Source organism: Chryseobacterium sp. T20, assembly GCF_047345655.1.
Taxonomy (GTDB): domain Bacteria; phylum Bacteroidota; class Bacteroidia; order Flavobacteriales; family Weeksellaceae; genus Chryseobacterium.
On sequence record NZ_JBLFDU010000007.1, the window covers coordinates 184833 to 206318 of the forward strand.

Consider the following 21486-nt stretch of genomic DNA (forward strand, 5'->3'; position numbering starts at 1 on the left):
AAATTGAACATTGCAAATTTTCATTCTCTCGCAGATTATGCAAATTAAGCAGATGAAATTAAAAAAAATCTACAAGGAAATGAAAGCTCTCTTGCTGAAAATCTTTGATTTTCTTGCGTCCTTAAAATAATAGTGATCGAGGATAAATTTTGCGCCTTTGCGATCAATCCAACATTTACGACAACATATTCAACTAAATTATTGTTTAATCCAACTCCATCACTCATTTCTACTTTTTACATCAATATATGAATACAATAACAAAAGAAATCAGCCTGCAGGAGAGAGATAAAGCGGTCAACTGGCATCCGTACACGCAGATGAAAACAGCTGATGATGCCATTCCTATTGTAAAAGGAAAAGGAATTTACCTGTATGATAACGAAGGAAAAAAATATCTGGATGTTGTTTCATCATGGTGGGTAACGTTGCATGGACATTCACATCCTTATATTGCACAACGTGTTTTTGAACAGTTGAATACACTGGAACAGGTGATTTTCGCAGGATTTACCCATGAACCTGCTGTACAACTTTCAGAAAATTTACTGAAACTTCTTCCGGCTGGCCAGGAAAAGGTCTTTTATTCGGATAATGGTTCTACAGCAGTAGAAGTTGCTTTGAAAATGTGTATTCAATATGCATACAATCAAGAGAAAAAGAAGACAAAGATTTTAGCTTTTAAAAATGCCTATCACGGAGACACTTTCGGGGCTATGTCTGTAAGTGGAAAAAGCTTCTGGACAAGACCTTTTGAAAGCATGCTGTTTGAAGTTGTTTTTATAGATACACCCAATGCAGAAAATCTGGAAAGCCTGCAGAATCAGATTAAAGAATTAGCTGATGAAGTGGCTTGTTTTATCTATGAGCCATTAGTTCAGGGAGCTGCCGGAATGTTGATGTATAAAGCTGAAGACCTTAGTCAGTTGATGAAATTCTGCAGGGAAGAAGGCGTTCTCATGATCCAGGATGAAGTTTTTACTGGGTTTGGAAGAACAGGTAAACTTTTCGCAGCAGATTATCTTACGGAAAAGCCGGATATTATGTGTTTTTCAAAAGGATTGACAGGAGGAACGATGCCTATGGGGCTCACCACCTGCTCCAATGAAATTTATGATGCTTTTCTTTCTGATGACCGTTATAAAACCTTATTTCATGGGCATTCGTTTACAGCTAATCCTTTAGCCTGTACAGCGGCCCTTGCCAGTATGGAATTACTACTTACAAGCGAAACTCAAATGAATATCAACCGCATCACTCATCAACATTCAGAGTTTGTGAAAGTACTTGCTTTGCATCCTCATGTAGAAAAGGTTCGTCAGATCGGAACTATTTTGGCTTTCGATTTTAAAACCAGGAATGATACTTCTTATTTCAATGAAATAGGGAAGAAGCTTTACAATGAATTCTTACAGAGAGGGATTATTATGAGGCCGTTGGGAAATGTAATCTATCTGGTTCCTCCTTATTGTATTACATCAGAAGAATTGGATTTTGTCTATCAGAATATTACGGAGGTTCTGGATCAGTTTAGAAAATAAACGATCTGTTCCGGTAATAATTATTTTTAATTTTTTTAATATACCTTATAGGTTTCCAGGACCTATAAGGTTTTTATATTGAATGCCAGGGCCTGTATTTTTTAAATCTCCTGTTCTGCTTTCTTCAAAATAGTAATCAATTCTTTTAATTCATCTTTGTTGAATTCCAGTAAGTTCTGATTAAAATGATTGGACGGAATTTTTATATAATTGATCCACGAAGAAAATTTTTCACGATAAACACTTCCGAATTCAATATTAGTCATCGTTACAAACTTATATTTGGTTTCCTGGCCAGCCTTTTCATTTTCTTTCTGTTCTACAGTCTGAAGAGCCTGAATCAGTTTTCCTAACTCATTTTTGTCAATAGTAAGTGTCTTTTTGGAGATTTCATCAAAGGTTTCATATTCATACATGATTCCCAGAAGAGTATCTGAAGAATTGTCAGAAACGTCTTTCGTTACAATTTTTTGAATGTTCAGGTTTTTGAACTTGCCCAGATGGGTAATTTTCTTTTCAATTAATGTCCCTTTTCTTGAGTTGACAGTAAGTCCGCGGGATGTGGTGTTAGATCTTTGAATCGTTGGTGGTGGCGCTATCTGTGCCGTAACCCATACACCTATTGCACAGGAAATCAAAATAATGATTCTTTTCATTTGTAAAAATTGTTATTAGTTTTTATACCCTTAAAATTACGGTGTAATTTTCAACAATATATAAAATATTAAAAAAATAATTTTATCCCAATTCATTTCCCCATGAATGAAGTTCAGAAAGAATAGGACCTAGTTTTTGTCCTTTCTCTGTTAATTTATAATAGACTTCCGGTGGGAAATTATAAACTTCAATCCGTTCAATAATAAGGTCTTCTTCCAACTGCTTGAGCTGTTCTGCCAGTACTTTCTTGGAAACCCGGGGCATATTCCGCCAAAGTTCTACAAAACGGACCTGATCTTCTTCAAAAAGATTGTGTAGGATCAATGGTTTCCATTTTCCTGAAAGAATATTCAGGCTTCGTCTTAATCCACAGTTTTTAAATTCTTCAAAATTCATAACACAGTTGAATATTTGTGGTTAACCTTTTGGTAACCTTCGATTGTTTTACCCTCTTCGGGCAATAGCTTTGCTCTACAAACATACTCAAAATGAAATTACAATTATGGCGCAATGCTACATTGCTATTGAATATTGATGGAATTTCCATCCTCGTAGATCCTATGCTGGGTGAAAAAGGCTCAATGGGAAAAATGCCGATGACAGAAAACGAATTACTGAATCCATTGGTAGATCTGCCTTTTAATAAAGAAGAATTAAGTAACAGATTAAAAGAAATTGATGCTGTTGCCGTCACTCATCTTCACCCTGATCATTGGGATTCGGAGGCTGTCAGACTTCTTGATAAAAATATTCCGATCATCTGCTCAGATGTTATTTCAGATCATATTGCAGCACAGGGTTTTACCAATATTATTGCTGTGAATAATAAGATTCAGTGGGAAAATATTGAGATATCTACCACCAAAGGCCGGCATGGAACCGGAGAAATCGGAGAAAAGATGGGAATTGTGAATGGTTTTGTCTTTAAAAAAGATAATAAATCCGTTTACATAGCAGGAGACACGATTTGGTATGATGAAATTGCTGCAGAAATCGACAAACACCAACCGCAGCACATTATTGTGGCAGGTGGAGCAGCCACTTTTTCTGTGGGAGATCCTATTATTATGACCAGTGAAGACATTGTAAAAGTCTGTGAATATACACCGGAATCTGCTGTTTGGGTAACCCATTTGGAAGCAGTAAGCCATTGCAGAGAAGACAGGAAATATATTAAAGAAAAGATCAAAGAAAACAGATTAGAAAAAAGATGTTTTGTTCTTGATGATGGTGAAGAAGCTGAACTTTATTTTTAAATTCAGAACGATAGAAATATTAAATCTCTCCGTAATCTTTATTACAGGGAGATTTAATATTTTTGTTGCTATGCGTTTAATACTTTCTATCACTGCTTCTTTAGCAATAAGCAGCTCTGCTTTTGCTCAGAATACAGAAGCTATATTCAAAAAAATAGTTGACTCTACATACAATGCTCATCCGGAAATGATCGGGTTGATTGTAGATGTAGAAGCCCCGGACCAGCACATTTCTTGGAGTTATGCAGCAGGACACAATGGCAATAAAAGCAATGCTCCTATTAATCCTTCACAACCTCTTCTGATCGCCAGTACTACCAAACCCTTTATGGCAGCAGCGATTCTCAGATTGGTTGAAAATGGAAAGCTCAGCATTGATGATCCTTTGAAAAATCTGTTAAGTCCTAAAACGATTAAAGTTCTTTCTGATGCTGGTTATGATCTCAATAAAATCAATCTACGTCATCTTTTATCCCATACATCCGGGATTCATGATTATGTGACGGAAAGTTACTTCAGTTTCATCAATAGCAATAAAACACATCAATGGACAAGAGACGAGCAGATTGCTTGGGCAGGAAAAGAACAAAAAATAGGGGAACCTGGTACAGTTTTCAAATACGCAGATATTAATTATGTTCTGATTTCTGAAATTATAGAGCAGAAAACAGGAAAGCCTTTTTATCAGGCCTTGCGAAGTCTTTTAGGTTATAAAAAACTGAGGCTTGATCATACATGGTTTATTCAGCTTGAGAAACAACCAAAAAAATCATTTCCATTAATTAATCAATATTGGAAAGAATTTGATTGGGAGATAAAAGACCTTAATCCATCCTGGGATCTCTATGGCGGAGGCGGAATGGCTTCCAATGTGAAAGATATGGCGATGTTTTTCCAGTCTTTATTTAACGGAAAGGTAATCAAAGATCCAAAAGTCTTACAACTGATGTATACAGATGTTCCCCCGAACCTGGAAATCAATTACTGTCTTGGAATCAGAAAAATTAAAAGTGGAGGAATGACGGCTTACAACCATGGAGGCGGATTGGGCACGGACGCCATTTATATTCCTGAGCTTAATGCAAGTATTTCTTCAGCCTCTGTAGAAGCTGGAAAAAGGAGTGTAGCGGTAGAACTGAGCAGTCTTTTGGCTGCAAAATTAAAGGCGCTTAAAAAGAATTAACACAGAAATACAATAAAAAAAGGATAGAAGTCATTTCTATCCTTTTTAGTTATGTTGAATGTTCAGTTTTAATCTTCCACATACTTGTTTCTTGCTGCTTTCAATCCAAAATACAGCATCAGTATTACAGCACAGCTTAATAAATAGAATGAACTGTTCCAGGAAATATCCCAATCATGCAGTTTTCCAAACAACGGAGGTCCAAATGCTGCGATCAGATATCCCACAGACTGCGCCATTCCTGATATTTTAACGGCATTGATACTGCTTTTCGTTCTCGTAGAAAAAAACAGAATTGACAAGCTGAAAGACAATCCATTAGAAATACCAATAATCACGGCATTTACATAAATCCATTGAGATTTCAGGAAGACAAACATCATGGTACTTCCGAACATCAGGGCACATATGAAAAGGATCATCAGTCTTTGGTCTTTCATTTTACTGGCAATAATCGGGCAGCAAAACGTCACAGGAATCATCGTAATCTGAATCACAAAGAACACCCAGCCTGAGCTTTCTCCCTGCATATGAAAATCAGCAAGAAATGAAGGAAGCCATGCTACCAGGCAATAATAAAATAAAGACTGCAATCCCATAAAAATACTGATATTCCATGCCTGGGCAGATTTGAACATATTAAAATCTGAAGTACTGAGTGCTGTTTTAGGTGGAGCCGGATTTCTTTTGTTAAATATAAATTCCAATGATAAAACAAGGAAACCCAATGCAGCAATCACCAGCCATATTCCCAGGGATCCTTTCCATCCAAAACCTGTCAATTCTCCTATTTTCACACTGAATCCGGAAGCTAAAGCTGCTGTAAGATTCATAGATACGGCAAAAATTCCTGTCATAAGACCAATCTGTTTTGGAAAATTATTTTTGACATATCCGGGAGTAACTACATTTCCGATGCATATTCCTAAGCCAATGAATAAAGATCCTAAAAACAAAAGCCATAGAGAACCACTGATTCGCAAAAACAATCCGAAGCTTAGAATAATCAGAGAATACATCAGCAGTTTACTGATCCCGAACTTATTGGAAAATCTACTCACCAGTACAGAACAGGCGGCAAACATAAACAGTGGAATGGAAGTAAGTAAACTCACCTGAAAATTATCTAGTTTCAAAGCATCTCTTACTTCTCCCAATACAGGAGCAACCGCCACAATAGGTGAGCGGAGATTGCTGGAAATAAGTATAACTACAAGAACATTAATGATTAATAAAACATACGAAGCATTCTTTTTTACTTCATTCTTCATCATAATAAAAACTTTTTTACAAAATTAGCACAGTAATTTTGTTTAATTTTGCCAAAGTTTTAACCTGAAACGACATGAACGCTAACGATAGTATAAAAATAGATGAACTGAAAAAGCCTTATTTTGTATGGTTTGAAGAAAACTGGGTGCATGATAATGTTCTGCATCACCATCAGAAAGGGCAACTCGTGTATGTGGAGAGTGGTTTCCAGTATATTACTATCGAAGAAAAAATCTATCTCCTTCCTCAGAATCATGCCGTATGGATTCCGCCAAATGCTGTCCATAAAACCAATTCCCATTCTGAAAAGATTAAACTGATGATTATGTTTGCAGAGATCAGCACCCAAGAATCTTTTTATCAAGAAGTGAATGTATTTTCTGTTCCTCCGGTTTTGAAGGAAATGATAAAATATGCAGAGAAATGGTCTAAGCTGATGACTCCGGATCATCATGAGAGCCTGTTCCTGAAAGCATTGTTCAACGAACTTCCACGGTTTGTAGAACATTCTCTAACCCTTCATATCAGTCTTCCAAAAGATAAACGCCTTGCTAAAGTCATTGAGCATCTGCATACTCATTACCGGAATGAGATCAAAATGGAAGACCTCAGTGATACAGCTCTTCTGTCTTTCCGTACGCTAGAACGTATTTTTAAAAAAGAAACAGGTCTTACCTTAAGCAAATATCAACAAATGCTCCGTATCATCAAGAGTCTGGAATATTTGAGTTCCGGAAATCTTACGATTTCAGAAACAGCTTATGAAGTAGGGTACAGGAGTGTTCAGGCCTATACCAGAAGCTTTCAGTCTGTGATGCAGTTCAGACCAACGGATTTTATTAAAACCATTCAATAGGCTTTAAAATGCATACAGAGCTGGTCGGGACTTATTAAAAAGAAGAGTTATTAACATCTCAAAACTTTATATATTCCTTTGTATAAAAGTAATTGGGAAGATTGAAAAATATGATATTTCACATTTCATTCATTTTTCCACTTCAATAGCTAATATTCAATTATGAGATTATTGAAAATAAAAAGGTCTCCACGAGTGAAGACCTTAAAAAAACACAAATGATGAAAAAAAATTATTTCGATTCACAAATATAAGTAAAAATCATGGTATGCAAAACACCATAAGCTTATTTTTTTTAAAAAATATTTATTTTAAGTAAAAATAAATATTCCTTAAATGTTGTTGATTTTCTTTGGGATTCCGAAATTACTAACCCAAAAACATATCTTATTAAATATAATTCGCCATCTGAAGAATTGTATGCACGTTTTTCATCCAAAATAAGGAAGTCGTAAAAAGTGAATTATTATCAAAATAAGACATGGACAAGCCTATATTCAAACAATTGTTTAACTCTTTTGTGACCCTGCTCATAAAATTTTATAAGGTTTTTTTCTATTTTGCTTAAAAACCTGTCATATGAGTCCAAAGATATTGAAGGGAGTTCCTGCACAGAAATTCGGTGGCTTCCATGATACGGAAAGCAGAAAAGTATTTGACCAGGATTTGATTCCGGATAAGTTTAACCTGTTAAAAGAAAGATTTTTTTCAGTTAATAATTGGGGAAGTTATAGTGGAAAAGCATTGGCTACATTTAAATTGTATGATTTTGATGGGAATCCTGCAGACCGAGAACCTCAAAAAGGAGATTTTATCAGGATTGATATTCCTGGTCCGGGAGAACCTGAGGCTAAAGGGTACGATTGGGTAGAAATAACAGATATCTGTTTCTATCAGGACAGTTTTTCTGAAAGTATATCAATAACCTGCAGACCTTCTATAAATCCTCAAAATAAAAAAAGTCGTCATATTGCCCATTTTTACAGTTCTGCATCAAGCTCAACCTTTATGATATCCAGAAATATAGCTTATTTAAAAGCAGCCGTATACGGACGAAATGAAAGGCCCAACTGGAATGCTGGATTTCTGGATGTTTTTAGAAATCTTGGTACTGCTATAGGCGGAATGATGGGGATTGCTAAAATACAATGGAAAGGTCTTACAGACGGTTTTTTGAATCTTGATTAAGGCTGTTCTTCCTTTTTTGATCTAAGTCAAAGTTTTTTATCTGTTGTACCGGGACCTTTGCACCCGAATATTTTAAACAAAATTTATGAGTACAACATTAGAAAAAGGACAGACTATTAATTTCTATCAGGCAACCGCTCCTATTATCATTTCGGTATTTGCGGTTTACCTTACCATAGGAATTGCTTTGGGAGTACTTCCCAGGTTTGTTCAGAACACATTAGGCTTTGACAGCATTATTGTAGGACTTGTGATTGGTCTGCAATCATTGTCAACACTTTTAACCCGTGCCTATTCCGGAAAAATGACAGACACCAAAGGGGCAAAGAAAAGTAAAATGTCGGGTGTTATACTGGCTGTTATTGCCGGGATTATTTATGTACTGGCTGTATTATTCCAGGCTCATCCTATTCTGGCACTTGCTTTTCTCTTATTGGCAAGAATTATTCATGGGGTTGGTGAAAGTTTCCTGGTTACCGGAGCATTAACGTGGGGAATAGGTCTTGTAGGACATTCCAGCTCGGGAAAAGTCATGACCTGGAATGGTATTGCCATGTATGCGGGAATTGCAATAGGAGCTCCCATCAGTATCTGGTTAAGTAAAGAATACAATATTCTGCCTGCTTTTCTTCTTATTGCCTTACTTCCGTTGGTAAGCTGGCTTTCCACAGCAAAACTTCCTTCTATTCCCGTGGATAAAGATCATGTAAGAACACCTTTCTACAAAGTAATTGGTGCCATATCGGGTCAGGGTATAAGTCTTGCTTTTTCATCAATGGCTTTTGGATGCATTGCTTCTTTTATTGCCTTGTTTTTCTCCCAAAAAAATTGGGGTGATGCTTCACTTGCTTTTATGATCTTCGGAGCATGTTATGTACTGACCAGAATTTTCTTTGCTTCTTTTCCAGATAAATACGGAGGCTTTACAATAGCCTTGATCTCTCTGATTATTGAAGTGGCAGGACAAATGCTGATCTGGGCTTCTGCATCCAAAACATTGGCCATTATCGGATGTGGATTGACAGGGGTTGGATTTTCATTGGTTTTTCCTGCGTTGGGAGTTCTTGCTATTCAAAAAGTAAAACCGCAGATGAGAGGAACAGCGCTAGGAGCCTATGTCGCATTTGTTGATCTTTCATTAGGACTGGCTGGACCTATTGCAGGATTAATTGCCGGCTGGTTTGATTATCAGACTGTATACCTGTTCGGAGGAATCAGCTGTGTGATTGCTATGATAATTTTACTATTTAACAAAAAATAAAAATGGAACATTCCCTAATATCTCAAGTAAAAGAAACGAAAAAAATACGTTCTGTATTTACCGTTAAAAAGAAACTCTTTATTACACCACATTTAATCCGTGTTATATTTAATATTGATGAAAACCAGGCAGAACTATTGGCTAATATCAAGTCCGGATCTAATAATAAAATATTTATACCCACTGAAGAAGAAAATGCGGCTCTCATCAGAACGTATACCAACAGAAAAATTGACCTGGGAAAAAAGGAACTGAGCATTGATTTTGTAGCTCATGGCGACAACGGACCTGCTTCTGCATGGGCATTGAAAGCCAATCCGGGTGATGTACTGGAAATCGGAATGAAAGAAAGTCCAAAACCTTTAATTCCGGATGCTGATTTTTATCTGATGGCAGGAGACGCAACGGCACTGCCTGTGATTTGTGCCATCGCAGAACAGTTTCCTTCCTATGTAAGAGCAAAAATAATATTGGAAGTGGCAGATAAAGAGGACGAACTGATCTTGTGTTCTGCGGCAGATTTATCTGTAGAATGGCTGCACAATCCTCATCCTGAGCAGGGAAGCAAGCTTGCAGAAGCTGTGAAATCTGTTCAGTTTCCACCCGGAGTATTGAAAGAATATGTTTACATTGCAGCAGAATATACCACGGTACACGAACTTCGTACTTATTTCAAAACAACGCTGGAATGGGATCCGCATGGGATGTATATTTGTTCATACTGGAAAGCCGGACAGGCAGAAAACCCGTAGATACTGAAGATGAAAGGGTGTAAGCAAAGCCATTTATTACTATTTTTGCTTACATGCAGGAACTTCTAACTTCATATATCAACAATAGAATATCAGTAACGGAAAAAGAATTGGAAACAATTCTGTCTTATTTCAGACCTATCCAATTAAAAAAGAATGAAATGCTTCTTTCCAACGGGCAAAACAGCCAGAGAACATTTTTTGTTGTAAATGGCTGTCTCCGTATATTTTTCATCAATGAAGAGGGACAGGATTCTACCCGATATTTTGCTTTTGAAAATCAGTTTGCAACTGCACTCACCAGTTTTATTACTTCTGAACCCTCTGAGGAATTCATTGAAGCCGTAGAGGATTCAGAAGTATATTATATTAGTCATAAAAATTTTTATCACCTTTTGGAAATTATTCCGCAATGGGAAAAATTTTACAGAATATATCTTGAAACTGCTTATGTAAATAATACCAAAAGACTGATGTCTTTCCTTGTTCAGGATGCACTTGAAAAATACCGCCAGCTTTTGGATGAAAATCCTGTGGTGGTAAGAAGGCTATCCAATAAAATGGTGGCTTCATACCTGAATATCTCACAGGAGACATTGAGCAGACTGAAGTCAAGACTTTGATTTTTGTTTGATAAACCTAACATTTTTACGAAGAGTTATTATTTATTTAAACTGCTTTTAAACTGGCTAAAATTCTCAAAAAATTAATACTAAAGCCCATTCAGGAAAAATTTAAGCCCTATATTTGCACTCATGTTAAAATGGTTCTCCATATTATGTTCAATGATGTATGTGCTGGCTACCACCAATGCGGGGGAAGTACTGAAAGTGCCTATGTTTGTGGAACATTTCATGGAATACCATGGAAGCTTTTCAGAATTTGTGATGGAGCATTATGATAACCATAAACAGGATTCAGATTGGGATACCGATCAGAAACTGCCGTTTATCAATCCACCTATCGTACTTACCGTACACGCCCAGCTTCCGGAGCTTTCATTTGAAATAAAAAAACCTAAGGAAATTACTGTTTCTAAGAAAAGCAGTATCTACAAGGAAAAGGATTTTTCCAACCAATACCTTTCTCAGATTTTCCAACCACCACGGCTTTCTTAATTGACTTTACATTGAAAATTAATGCTTTATGTTCTTACCTAAAGCAGTGAATTCTTGTTACATATCCATTAATCCGTAATGCATTGTATTGATGCTTAAACCTTAATCTCAGAAGTTACAAATGTTTGTTTTGATCCTTTAAGTTTTGGGAGAATTTCAGCTTTTATAAAGCATTCCGGATTATCAATTAATAGTTTTTCCATGTTAAATAAAATTATTGAGTTTTCTGTAAAGAATAAACTCATCATTGCTCTGTTTACAGTAGCTCTCATCCTTTTTGGAGTCTATGAAACCACCAAACTACCCATTGATGCCCAGCCGGACATCACCAATAATCAGGTTCAGATCATTACGACTGCTCCTTCTTATGGTGCAGCAGATATAGAACGTCTTGTTACGTTTCCTATCGAACAGGCTACCAGCAATATCAGCGGAATTACAGAGCTGAGAAGTTTCTCACGTTTCGGACTTTCACTAGTGACTGTAGTTTTTGATGACAAGACAGATGTATATTGGGCTCGGCAACAGGTTCAGGAACGTTTACAGCTTGTTCAGGATAATATACCAGCCGGAATCGGTAAACCGGAATTAGGGCCTATTTCTACCGGATTGGGAGAGATTTTCCAGTATGTGGTAAGAGCCAAAAAAGGATACGAAAATGTGTATGACGAAACTGAACTGAGGACTATCCAGGACTGGGTGGTCAGAAGACAGCTTCTCGGAACCAAAGGTGTGGCGGATGTGAGCAGTTTCGGAGGAAAACTGAAACAATATGAAATAGCCATTAACCCTAATAAACTACAGGCGTTCAACATCAATATCAACGATGTTTTTGCAGCGCTGGAAAAGAATAACCAGAATACCGGAGGAGCATATATTGAAAAGAAAGAAACTGTTCTGTTTATCCGCAGCGAAGGACTTCTGGGAAGTACGGAAGATATCGGAAGTATTCAGGTAGCGGAAACGAAAGAAGGTATTCCGGTACATATCAAAGATGTAGCATCTGTGAAGATCGGTTATGCGACAAGGTATGGTGCTATGACTTATAATGATACCGGAGAGGTTTCCGGAGCAATTGTTCTGATGCTGAAAGGAGAGAATGCCAATGTAGTGATTGGAAATATCAAGCAAAGACTGGAAAAAATTCAGGAATCATTGCCGGAAGGAGTGGTCATTGAGCCTTTCCTCGATCGTGCTAAAATGGTGAATAATACTATCAGTACGGTAAAAACAAACCTGATGGAAGGGGCTTTGATCGTTGTTTTCATTCTGGTTTTATTTTTAGGAAATTTCAGAGCAGGATTACTGGTGGCTTCCGTCATTCCTTTGGCCATGCTTTTCGCTATTATCATGATGAATATTTTCGGTGTTGGAGGAAATCTGATGAGCCTTGGAGCGTTGGATTTCGGTCTTATTGTAGACGGTGCCGTCATTATTGTGGAAGCAGTGCTGCATCAGCTTGCCCATAAAAAGCATTTTGGAAAAGACAATATGCTCAGCAAGAGAGAAATGGATGATCAGGTTTCAAGCTCTGCAACGAAAATGGTTAACAGTGCGGTTTTCGGGCAGATCATTATTTTAATCGTATATCTTCCGATTTTTACCCTTCAGGGAATTGAAGGAAAAATGTTCAAGCCCATGGCTCAGACTGTTGCTTTTGCCCTGATTGGAGCATTTATTCTTTCCCTGACTTATATTCCGATGATGAGTTCTCTGGTATTAAGCAGAAAGAAAAAAGAAAAAGAGAACATTTCGGACCGCGTCATGGGTAAAGTGGAAACCGGACATCAGCAATTACTGATGAAAGCTCTTAAATTCAGAAAAACTATTATCATTGGTGTATTGATCCTGTTTGCAGGTGCTGTTTTTACCCTTTCCAGAATGGGTGGAGAATTTATTCCGTCTCTGGAGGAAGGCGACTTTGCTGTTGAAATGAGAATTCTTCAGGGAAGTAATATCAATGAAACCAAGAAAACCACCACACAGGCAGCACATATCCTTTTAACCCAGTTTCCTGAAGTAGAAAAAGTGGTCATGAAAATTGGGAGCGCAGAAATTCCTACAGAACCTATGCCTATGGATTCCGGAGATATGATCATCGTTTTAAAGCCTAAAAAGAAATGGACTTCCGCAACAACATTTCCTGAACTTTCTGACAAAATGAGCAAAGCATTAAGCGTTATCCCAGGCCTCACCACCAGTTTCCAGTTTCCGGTACAGATGCGTTTTAATGAACTGATGACGGGTGCAAGACAAGATGTAGTCTGCAAGATTTACGGTGAAGATCTGGATAGCCTTGCTACCTATGCAAAAAAGATCGGAAGCATTATTAACACTGTAAAAGGAGCACAGGATTTATACATCGAGCCGGTAGTAGGAGCTCCACAGGTTGTGATTGATTATAACCGTTCGGAACTGTCCCGATATAATATTTCAGTGGCGGATATCAACAGGGTGATTAATATGGCTTTTGCCGGACAAACTGCAGGAGCATTGTATGAAGGTGAGAAAAAGTTTGATATCGTTGTCCGAATGGATAATGAACATAAAAAAGATATTACGAGCATCCAAAACCTTCTGATTCCTACCACTTCAGGAGAACAGATTCCTTTGTCTCAATTGGCTAAAGTAGAGCTTAAAAACAGTCCGAACCAGATTCAGAGGGAAGATACTAAAAGGAGGATTATTGTAGGTTTTAATGTGAGAGGAAGAGATGTCCAGAGTATCGTGGAAGAACTTCAGCAGAAAGCAGATAAAAGCCTGAAATTATCACCGGGCTACACGATTTCTTATGGAGGAGCTTTTGAAAATTTAAATGAAGCCAAAGCCAGACTGGGAATCGCAGTTCCTATTTCGTTAGTGATGATTTTCCTGCTCTTATTCTTTGCTTTCGGTTCTGTAAAACACAGCCTGCTGATCTATACAGCCATTCCTTTATCTGCAATAGGAGGTGTGTACTTTCTGGCATTGAGAGGAATGCCTTTCAGCATCAGTGCAGGCGTAGGATTTATTGCCTTATTTGGAGTTGCCGTACTTAATGGAATTGTTTTGATATCAGAATTTAACCGATTGAAAAAGAATGGAATAACCAACACGAACAGAATTGTACTCATCGGAACAAAAATAAGGCTACGCCCGGTTTTAATGACGGCTTTTGTGGCTTCTCTGGGGTTTCTTCCCATGGCAATCAGCAACGGTGCAGGAGCAGAAGTACAAAGACCTTTGGCAACGGTAGTGATCGGAGGGTTAATGCTTGCGACCCTTTTAACCTTGTTTGTCCTTCCAATTTTATACGTCCTGTTTGAACATATTAATAAAGATAAAATGAAATTCTCAAAAAAACTCAACTATAAAAAATTGTCTGTTTTCCTGTTGTTAATATCCTTTGGAACTTATCAGGCTCAGGAAAATATTACCTATGATCAGGCTTTGGAAAAAGCATACCAGCAGAATGGTACTCTTAAAAATTCAAAATTAGTCTCAGATTATCAGGAAAAACTGAAAGCCAGTTATCTGGATATTCCCCAGCTGGAAGTTACCGGAGGATTTGGTCAGATTCAAGGTGAGGAAACGGATAATTCATTCGGAATCTCTCAAAGATTCAGTTTTCCAACGGTGTATTCAAAAAGAAAACAAATGCTGGATGCCGAATGGTCTGCCAGTGTCATCAATCAGAATCTGACCAAGACACAGCTTACCAAAGAAGTAACAGATGTTTTCTACAGGATACTGGTGCTTCAGGAGAAGAAAAAAGTCCTGGAATACATCAGTCAACTGTATCATAATTTTGCAGATAAGGCCGGATTAAGATTAAAAAAAGGGGAAGCCAATATTCTGGAGGAATCCACCGCTGAAATTCAGAAAGAACAGATAGGAATACAACTGAATACCCTTGAAAATGATCTGAATATCGCAAAGCTTCAGCTTCAATTATTGCTACAATCTACAACACCTTATCAACCCATTGCTGATCAGCCCACAATGAATATTGGTCTACAGATTTCAGAAGAAATGGTAAAACAACACCCTGAACTTCAATATCTGCAGCAACAGATCAAAGTAGGAGAGGCAGAAGTACAGCTTGAAAAAAGCAGGCTGCTTCCGGATCTTCTCATAGGATATACCAATCAGAGTATGAAAAACATCAATAATAATCGGTTCAATTCGGTTCAGGTGGGAGTGGGAATTCCATTGTTTACCAAAGGACAGAGAGCTTTGGCAAGGGCAGCACAGGCTAAAATTGCCATTTCCGAAAATCAGTATCAGAGAAAAGAAATTGAGCTTAAAAACAGATTGAAACAACAGTTGACTACCTATATGAACCAACAGCAGATCATCGAAAATTATGAACAAAAACAGCTTCCAAAATCCGAAACTATTCTAAAAACCGCTCAGAAACAGATGGAAGTTGGAGAAATAGATTATCTGGACTGGGTAATCCTGGTGAATCAGGCCGTAAAAACCAAAGCAGATTATATTGATCAGCTGGAAAAACTGAACCAGATCGGAGCCGAACTTCAATTCTTAATTTCAAAATAATACCATCATGCATTTCAAGAATATATCCCTATACAGTCTAGCTTTCATCCTTACTTTATCTTCATGCTCAGGGAAAAATGAGGAGGAAAAAACGGTGTATGAAAACACTAAATTTTCTAAGAACGACAAAAACTCCGTTCATCTTACAGAAAAACAGATTCAGTCTGTAGGATTAACAACAACCAGTATTCAGAACAGGAATATGGAAAAACTGGTAAAATTAAACGGAAAGGCAGAAATTGCACCATCGCATATCAGTTTAGTTTCCAGCATTATGGGTGGACATATCAAATCGATCAATGTCATTAATGGAAGTCATTTCAGCAAAGGACAAGTGCTTGCAGTAGTAGAAGATCCGCAGTTTATACAATTGCAGCAGGATTATCTGGTGACCAAAGCTCAGCTCGAAGCCGCAAGACTGAATTTCAACCGTCAGAAAGATCTGAATACAAGCAAAGCCAGCAGTGACAAAACCATGCAGACCGCTCAGGCAGATTATTCTACTTTGAATGCCACTTTAAAAGGGCTTGAGGAAAAACTGAGAATCATCGGAATCAATGCCAAAGGTCTGACTACCGGAAATATCAGAAGTAAAATCAATATTTATGCTCCGTTTACAGGTTTTGTAAGTAAAATTCTTGTGAATAACGGACAGTATATCAACCCGGCAGATACTTTATTTGAACTCATTAATCCGGCTGGATTACTTTTAGAAATAAAGATTTTTGAAAACGATGTGAATGATGTAAAAGTAGGGCAGGAAATTTTGGTATATAACAATCAGAATCCGGATGTGAAATCCAATGCAAAAATTGTCAGCGTAGTTCCCAGTATTGAAAACGGAGGTTCTGCAACGGCAATTGCCAGATTATCTTCTGTGAACACTGAATTTGTAAAAGGAATGTACGTAAATGCCGAAGTGAATATCAGCAGCCGTTATACAATGGGACTTCCTAACGAAGCCGTAGTTTCTTTTGAAAATAAAAATTATGTTTTTGAAGATCTTGGAAAATCCAATTACAAAATGATTCCTGTAGTCACCGGAATATCTGATGATCAGTTTACAGAGATTTTGAAAGCCGATTTTTTAAAGAATAAGAAAATTGTACAGAAAGGAGCTTACAGTCTTCTGATGATGCTTAAGAACAAAGCAGAATAATTAAAGTGAAACCACAAAAGTCACAAAAGCTTTTATTTTGAAACACTTTAGTCCACTTAAACAAGCTGAAAAATAATGACGCAGAAAAAAATCACATAAGCGAAAATCAAAGATTTTCAAAAACTTAGGTGTACTTATTATGTTTAAGCAAGGTTCTTATGAAAAAACTTTTGTGACTTTTGCGGTTAAAATAAAACAGAAAAGAAGAAAAGATCAGTTATCCAGCTGATCTTTTTTATTTCTTTTTGGGAGCTTCCCACTGTACACCCAGCTTTCTGAAAAATGCCTCAAGATTCAGCCAGTCCTGGTAACTGTGCAGAAATTCTTCTCTATTAACGGGTAATTCTTTACTATGATTATATTGCTTACATCCAAAACATAACTCAATATTCTTCCACTGATTTTCCTTATAAATGAACAAGGTATTGTGCGGCTCGAAACAGAAAGCTCCATCCCAGGCTTTTACAATTTTCTGCCCTTTTATGATGTCTAGTAATTCCTGCTTGGATTCAGGAGTTAATATCACCTTATTTATGATGATTTCATGGTTGGGAACACCATTTTTCAGTAAGTCTCTGTAATTTGTTTTACTCTTACCAGGCGTTTCAATATCAAGTCTGAGATCTTCATGGCTGGTAATAAGAATCGTTTCCGCCTCTTTTAAATAGTGAATAAGATCTTCATTGACATTTTGGGAGAAAGTCCAGATAGAGCTTAACAATAAGCTTAATGCATATATTTTATTTGTTATCATTTAAATTTTCTTCTGTATCTGTCATAAATAAGACCAACAACAGGATATATTAAACTGGTATAGGCTACTTTTTCAAAAATATAAAAGCCAAATTGTCCATCAAGTTTCTCTACTTTCATTGCTTCAAGCTGGACCAATACATCACTTCCAAAAACAAATATTGAAGCCATAAAAACCAAAAGAATAATAAATGAAAAAATCTCATTTTTAATTTTTCTGAGGGAAAATACATAAGCAGCCCCGGTAATACCAAGAAACAGAAGATCTGTTATAAGATGTTCTTTGATATTGGAATCAATCGTAAAAAGATCTCCTATTACGTCAGAAGTGCTTTTTGCAATTTCCATTGCGACCAGGGCTCCAATCATTATAATGGAAGAAGAAAAAGCAATAAAAGCAGCGATTATTCCGGCAAATAATCCTTTATTTTTTTTCATGTGATGGTTATCGTTCAACTAATAAATATAGTAAAAAAAGCCATAGCTGATGTGGTTGTCATACAATTAATGCTGTATCAGTAACAAATTCACAGAAATCAATTCAAAAGAATGACATTTGACATGTTTTTCATAAAACAAAATGTTATTTAATGCATAATTCGTTTTAAAATAATATTTTTAAGCAGTGAATAGTTGTAAAGGATTTTTAGATGAATATTAAAAGAACTTTTATCAAAACTTTATGACAAAAAAAACGTTGCACAATTTCCATATTCCGGTAATGGGTCTGGCTTATACAATAGACAGCCCTATTCGTGTTGCTCATTATGGAATTTCCTCCGTCATCTCCATTATTGATGATGAAATCCTGGAAAAAATGAAGAACTTTTATAACAAAAAGTTCAACCTTGACTATTTCGGGATCTCAACAAAAACAGAAGATTACAGAGCCAGAAGAGTTACGGCTTATCTGGATATGGTGGATGATATTGTGAATGAAAAATTTGAATCTTTCAAACAGGAAATCAGCAAAAATAAGGAAGCTTTGAAGGATTTCATGGCTATGCTTCCCAATACATCAGATCTTAAAAACAGTCTTCAAAATTTAATCAACCAAAAGGAGAACTGGAGTTCCAATATTAAGAATTTCATAGAATCCAATCTAAAACCGGGAAGTATTGATGTCAATATCATGACGAAAGTAGATAAAGACAATTATCAGAATAATGAACAGCTTCCTGTGATGTATAACGATGCTCATGCTTCACTGCGTGGATTTGCGAAAAGTAAACTATCATCGTCAATGGTTCTTTCTGCAGGGATGAATCCCCGTTTGTACAGCTATATGGAAGAGTTTGACGATTTTTTTCCGGATGAAAACGGAAATATTAAAAAGAAAATTATCCTTAAAGTAAGCGATTTCCGTTCGGCTATGATTCAGGGAAATTTTCTGGCTAAAAAAGGATTATGGGTTTCAGAATACAGAATAGAATCCGGACTGAATTGTGGAGGCCATGCCTTTGCTACTGAAGGAATGCTTCTTGGGCCCATCATGGAAGAATTCAAGCAGAAAAAAAACGATCTGATACAATCAGCTCATACCTTAATGACGGCTGCTTTGGAACAAAAAGGAAAACATGTCGTTTCCAAACCTTTGGAAATGAAAATCACTGTTCAGGGTGGAGTAGGAACTTCTGAAGAACATGAATTTTTATTGGCTAATTATAGCGTAGACAGCGTAGGATGGGGTTCACCATTTTTACTTGTACCCGAAGCGACATCCGTAGATACAGAAACCAGAAATCTACTTGTACAATCCAAAGAGCAGGATTTCTATCTGAGTAATATTTCGCCATTGGGAGTACCTTTCAATACCGTAAAAGGGACATCTAATGAAGTATTGAAGAATGAGAAAGAAGCAAAAGGGAAATATGGAAGTTCGTGCCCCAAAAAACTTCTCGCATTAAGCAAAGAATTTTCTCCGGAAGGAACCTGTACCGCTTCCAGAAAGTATCAGGATATCAAACTGAAAGAACTTTACGAAAATAAAGATGCATTCAATGAAAAAGAATTCAATAAAAGAAAATCCGAAATTACCGATAAAGCCTGCCTTTGCGTAGGACTTGTGAATGCAGCATACATGGAGCAGAACCTTGAAATTAAAGGTGAAAAACAAGGCGTTGTGATATGTCCCGGACCTAACATTGCCTTTTTTGATAAAGAAGTTTCTCTTTCAGAAATGGTAAAACATATTTATGGCAACACTAATATTCTTTCTGACAACCAACGTCCGAATATGTTCATTAATGAATTGAAAATGTATGTGGATTACCTGAGAAAGGAAATCACCGAATCTACTTTACAGATTACTCATTCGCAGACAAAAAAATGGAATGCTTTCAGGAAAAATGTTCTTGAGGGGATCGCATATTATCATGAGCTTTTTACAGCCTCATCATTCTTCAGCAACGGTTTATCAACCATCAATCTTCAATTACAGGAATACCAACTTCAGCTTATTGCTATTGAGATTCCGCAGGTTGAAAAATAACCGTATTTTTAATTGATAGATAATAAAAACAGCTTTTACATGGGCTGTTTTTATTTTTTGGCTGTTTTGTTGGAAAATCGCAAAGGCGTAAAAAATATTTCAGTTTCAATCAGTATGAGATTGTAAACAAACAATATGATATAAGTCTTTCCCATCGATAAAACAGATTACGCAGATATTGATATTTAAATCTGCTTATTTCTGCAAAATCAGCGTGAGATAAAAAATACAATATTTTGTATTTAGTTTTATCGGAGATAAAATCTTTGCGTCTTAAAGCAGTTAGCGTTTAATTTATTTGCGTCTTTGCGATTTTCCAACAAAGATATTAATCAAAAAAACTCAGTAAACATCAGTATTTCCATTTATAATAACTATAGCGGAAATGGTCATTTTGAATATTCTCCAGGCTTAATATTCCTTACCTTAGAACTCACTTAGTAAAATTATTTTTATGGAAAAAAGAAAAATCAAAAACACCGATTTATCGATTGCGCCAATCAATTTCGGAGGAAATGTTTTTGGATGGACACTGGACGAGAAACAGTCTTTTGATATATTAGACCGCTTCACAGAAGCCGGATTCAATTTTATAGATACTGCAGATACCTATTCATGGTGGGTGAACGGAAAAGGCGGACAGTCTGAAGAGATCATAGGAAAGTGGATGAAAAGCAGAGCTAATCGTAATGACATTGTTTTGGCAACCAAAGTAGGTTCAGAAACGAAAGAACATGGCTATGATATCAGCAAAAAACATATTCTTAAATCTGTAGATGAGTCTCTGCAAAGGCTTCAGACGGATCATATTGATCTCTATTATACGCACTTTGATGACAATGTCACTCCTGTAGAAGAAACGCTTGCGGCATATGATGAGATTATTAAAGCTGGAAAAGTACGTTATATTGCGGCTTCCAACTTATCTCCGGAACGTTTGAAAGCATCATTTGAAGCAGCGGAAAAAAATAATCTTCCTAAATATGTTGCCTTACAGCCTCATTATAACCTGATGGAAAGAGAAGGTTTTGAGCAAAATTACGCTCCTTTGGCAGAACAGTTTGACTTAAGTGTATTTCCTTACTGGTCGCTGGCAGCAGGTTTCTTAACAGGTAAATACCGCGATGAAGCAGATCTTGCAAAAAGTGCAAGAGGTGAAGGGGTAAGAAAATATTTAAATCCAAAAGGACTAGAAGTTCTAAAAGCACTGGATCAGGTAAGTGCAAAACATAATACCACACAGGGAACGGTTTCTTTAGCATGGTTATTATCCAATCCTTTGATCACCGCACCTATTGTAAGTGCTACCAGTGCATCACAGCTTGAAACAGTCTTCAATGCACCCAAACTTGTTTTGGATCAGGAAGATATGGATCTGCTGAATAACTTAAGCAACTAATTTTTTCGACTTTCATTATAGACTAAAATGAAATCCGTTCAGCAATGAACGGATTTTTTTG

General features: G+C 36.7%; 19 protein-coding genes. 13 read left to right on the forward strand and 6 right to left on the reverse strand.

Going from position 1 to position 21486, the window contains the following annotated elements; all coding sequences use genetic code 11:
* Window positions 1–44: 44 nt before the first annotated feature.
* Complete coding sequence (locus ACMA47_RS16755; RefSeq protein WP_413930687.1) at window positions 45–227, reverse strand: hypothetical protein; 183 nt, start codon at window positions 225–227, stop codon at window positions 45–47.
* A gap of 21 nt (window positions 228–248) precedes the next feature.
* Between ACMA47_RS16755 and bioA the strand changes: the two genes are divergently transcribed.
* The gene (bioA, locus tag ACMA47_RS16760) at window positions 249–1541 is read left to right on the forward strand and encodes an adenosylmethionine--8-amino-7-oxononanoate transaminase (protein ID WP_413930688.1); all 1293 of its coding nucleotides are present in this window, start codon (window positions 249–251) and stop codon (window positions 1539–1541) included.
* Between the two features lie 101 nt (window positions 1542–1642).
* On the opposite strand, the gene ACMA47_RS16765 is transcribed toward bioA, so the two are convergent.
* A complete protein-coding gene (locus ACMA47_RS16765; protein WP_413930689.1) occupies window positions 1643–2197 on the reverse strand; it encodes a hypothetical protein in 555 nt (184 codons plus the stop codon).
* Window positions 2198–2279: 82 nt separating this feature from the next.
* On the reverse strand, window positions 2280–2594 hold the full coding sequence (locus tag ACMA47_RS16770) for a winged helix-turn-helix transcriptional regulator (RefSeq protein ID WP_109738916.1): 315 nt from the start codon (window positions 2592–2594) through the stop codon (window positions 2280–2282).
* A 92-nt stretch (window positions 2595–2686) separates the two neighbouring features.
* On the opposite strand from ACMA47_RS16770, the gene ACMA47_RS16775 reads away from it, so the two are divergent.
* Window positions 2687–3454, forward strand: coding sequence for an MBL fold metallo-hydrolase (locus tag ACMA47_RS16775; protein WP_413930690.1), 768 nt, complete (start codon window positions 2687–2689; stop codon window positions 3452–3454).
* A gap of 70 nt (window positions 3455–3524) precedes the next feature.
* On the forward strand, window positions 3525–4637 hold the full coding sequence (locus tag ACMA47_RS16780) for a serine hydrolase domain-containing protein (protein WP_413930691.1): 1113 nt from the start codon (window positions 3525–3527) through the stop codon (window positions 4635–4637).
* Between the two features lie 68 nt (window positions 4638–4705).
* Here the strand turns inward: ACMA47_RS16780 and ACMA47_RS16785 are convergent, their stop codons facing one another.
* Complete coding sequence (locus tag ACMA47_RS16785) at window positions 4706–5911, reverse strand: CynX/NimT family MFS transporter (protein WP_413930692.1); 1206 nt, start codon at window positions 5909–5911, stop codon at window positions 4706–4708.
* Window positions 5912–5982: 71 nt separating this feature from the next.
* On the opposite strand from ACMA47_RS16785, the gene ACMA47_RS16790 reads away from it, so the two are divergent.
* From ACMA47_RS16790 to ACMA47_RS16825, 8 genes are all read left to right on the forward strand, one after another.
* Window positions 5983–6765, forward strand: a complete 783-nt coding sequence (locus ACMA47_RS16790) for a helix-turn-helix domain-containing protein (RefSeq protein ID WP_413930693.1) — start codon at window positions 5983–5985, stop codon at window positions 6763–6765.
* Window positions 6766–7344: 579 nt separating this feature from the next.
* On the forward strand, window positions 7345–7953 hold the full coding sequence (locus ACMA47_RS16795; protein WP_413930694.1) for a hypothetical protein: 609 nt from the start codon (window positions 7345–7347) through the stop codon (window positions 7951–7953).
* Between the two features lie 85 nt (window positions 7954–8038).
* The gene (locus ACMA47_RS16800; RefSeq protein WP_413930695.1) at window positions 8039–9214 is read left to right on the forward strand and encodes an MFS transporter; all 1176 of its coding nucleotides are present in this window, start codon (window positions 8039–8041) and stop codon (window positions 9212–9214) included.
* Between the two features lie 2 nt (window positions 9215–9216).
* Window positions 9217–9966, forward strand: coding sequence for a siderophore-interacting protein (locus ACMA47_RS16805; RefSeq protein ID WP_413930696.1), 750 nt, complete (start codon window positions 9217–9219; stop codon window positions 9964–9966).
* Window positions 9967–10019: 53 nt separating this feature from the next.
* Window positions 10020–10589: a Crp/Fnr family transcriptional regulator gene (locus ACMA47_RS16810; protein ID WP_413930697.1), complete on the forward strand. Its 570-nt coding sequence runs from the start codon at window positions 10020–10022 to the stop codon at window positions 10587–10589.
* Window positions 10590–10721: 132 nt separating this feature from the next.
* Window positions 10722–11084, forward strand: coding sequence for a hypothetical protein (locus ACMA47_RS16815; protein WP_142016067.1), 363 nt, complete (start codon window positions 10722–10724; stop codon window positions 11082–11084).
* Window positions 11085–11285: 201 nt separating this feature from the next.
* Window positions 11286–15623: a CusA/CzcA family heavy metal efflux RND transporter gene (locus ACMA47_RS16820; protein ID WP_413930698.1), complete on the forward strand. Its 4338-nt coding sequence runs from the start codon at window positions 11286–11288 to the stop codon at window positions 15621–15623.
* Between the two features lie 7 nt (window positions 15624–15630).
* Complete coding sequence (locus ACMA47_RS16825; protein ID WP_413930699.1) at window positions 15631–16782, forward strand: efflux RND transporter periplasmic adaptor subunit; 1152 nt, start codon at window positions 15631–15633, stop codon at window positions 16780–16782.
* A gap of 235 nt (window positions 16783–17017) precedes the next feature.
* Here the strand turns inward: ACMA47_RS16825 and ACMA47_RS16830 are convergent, their stop codons facing one another.
* The gene (locus tag ACMA47_RS16830) at window positions 17018–17536 is read right to left on the reverse strand and encodes a hypothetical protein (protein ID WP_413930700.1); all 519 of its coding nucleotides are present in this window, start codon (window positions 17534–17536) and stop codon (window positions 17018–17020) included.
* Window positions 17533–17973 carry a hypothetical protein gene (locus ACMA47_RS16835; protein ID WP_413930701.1) on the reverse strand — a complete coding sequence of 147 codons (441 nt, stop codon included), beginning with the start codon at window positions 17971–17973 and terminating at the stop codon, window positions 17533–17535. Before ACMA47_RS16835 ends, ACMA47_RS16830 begins: the two co-directional genes overlap by 4 nt.
* Window positions 17974–18217: 244 nt before the next feature.
* Between ACMA47_RS16835 and ACMA47_RS16840 the strand changes: the two genes are divergently transcribed.
* Both ACMA47_RS16840 and ACMA47_RS16845 read left to right on the forward strand, forming a co-directional pair.
* Window positions 18218–20026 carry a hypothetical protein gene (locus ACMA47_RS16840; RefSeq protein ID WP_413930702.1) on the forward strand — a complete coding sequence of 603 codons (1809 nt, stop codon included), beginning with the start codon at window positions 18218–18220 and terminating at the stop codon, window positions 20024–20026.
* A gap of 454 nt (window positions 20027–20480) precedes the next feature.
* Complete coding sequence (locus ACMA47_RS16845) at window positions 20481–21425, forward strand: aldo/keto reductase (RefSeq protein WP_413930703.1); 945 nt, start codon at window positions 20481–20483, stop codon at window positions 21423–21425.
* Window positions 21426–21486: the final 61 nt, after the last annotated feature.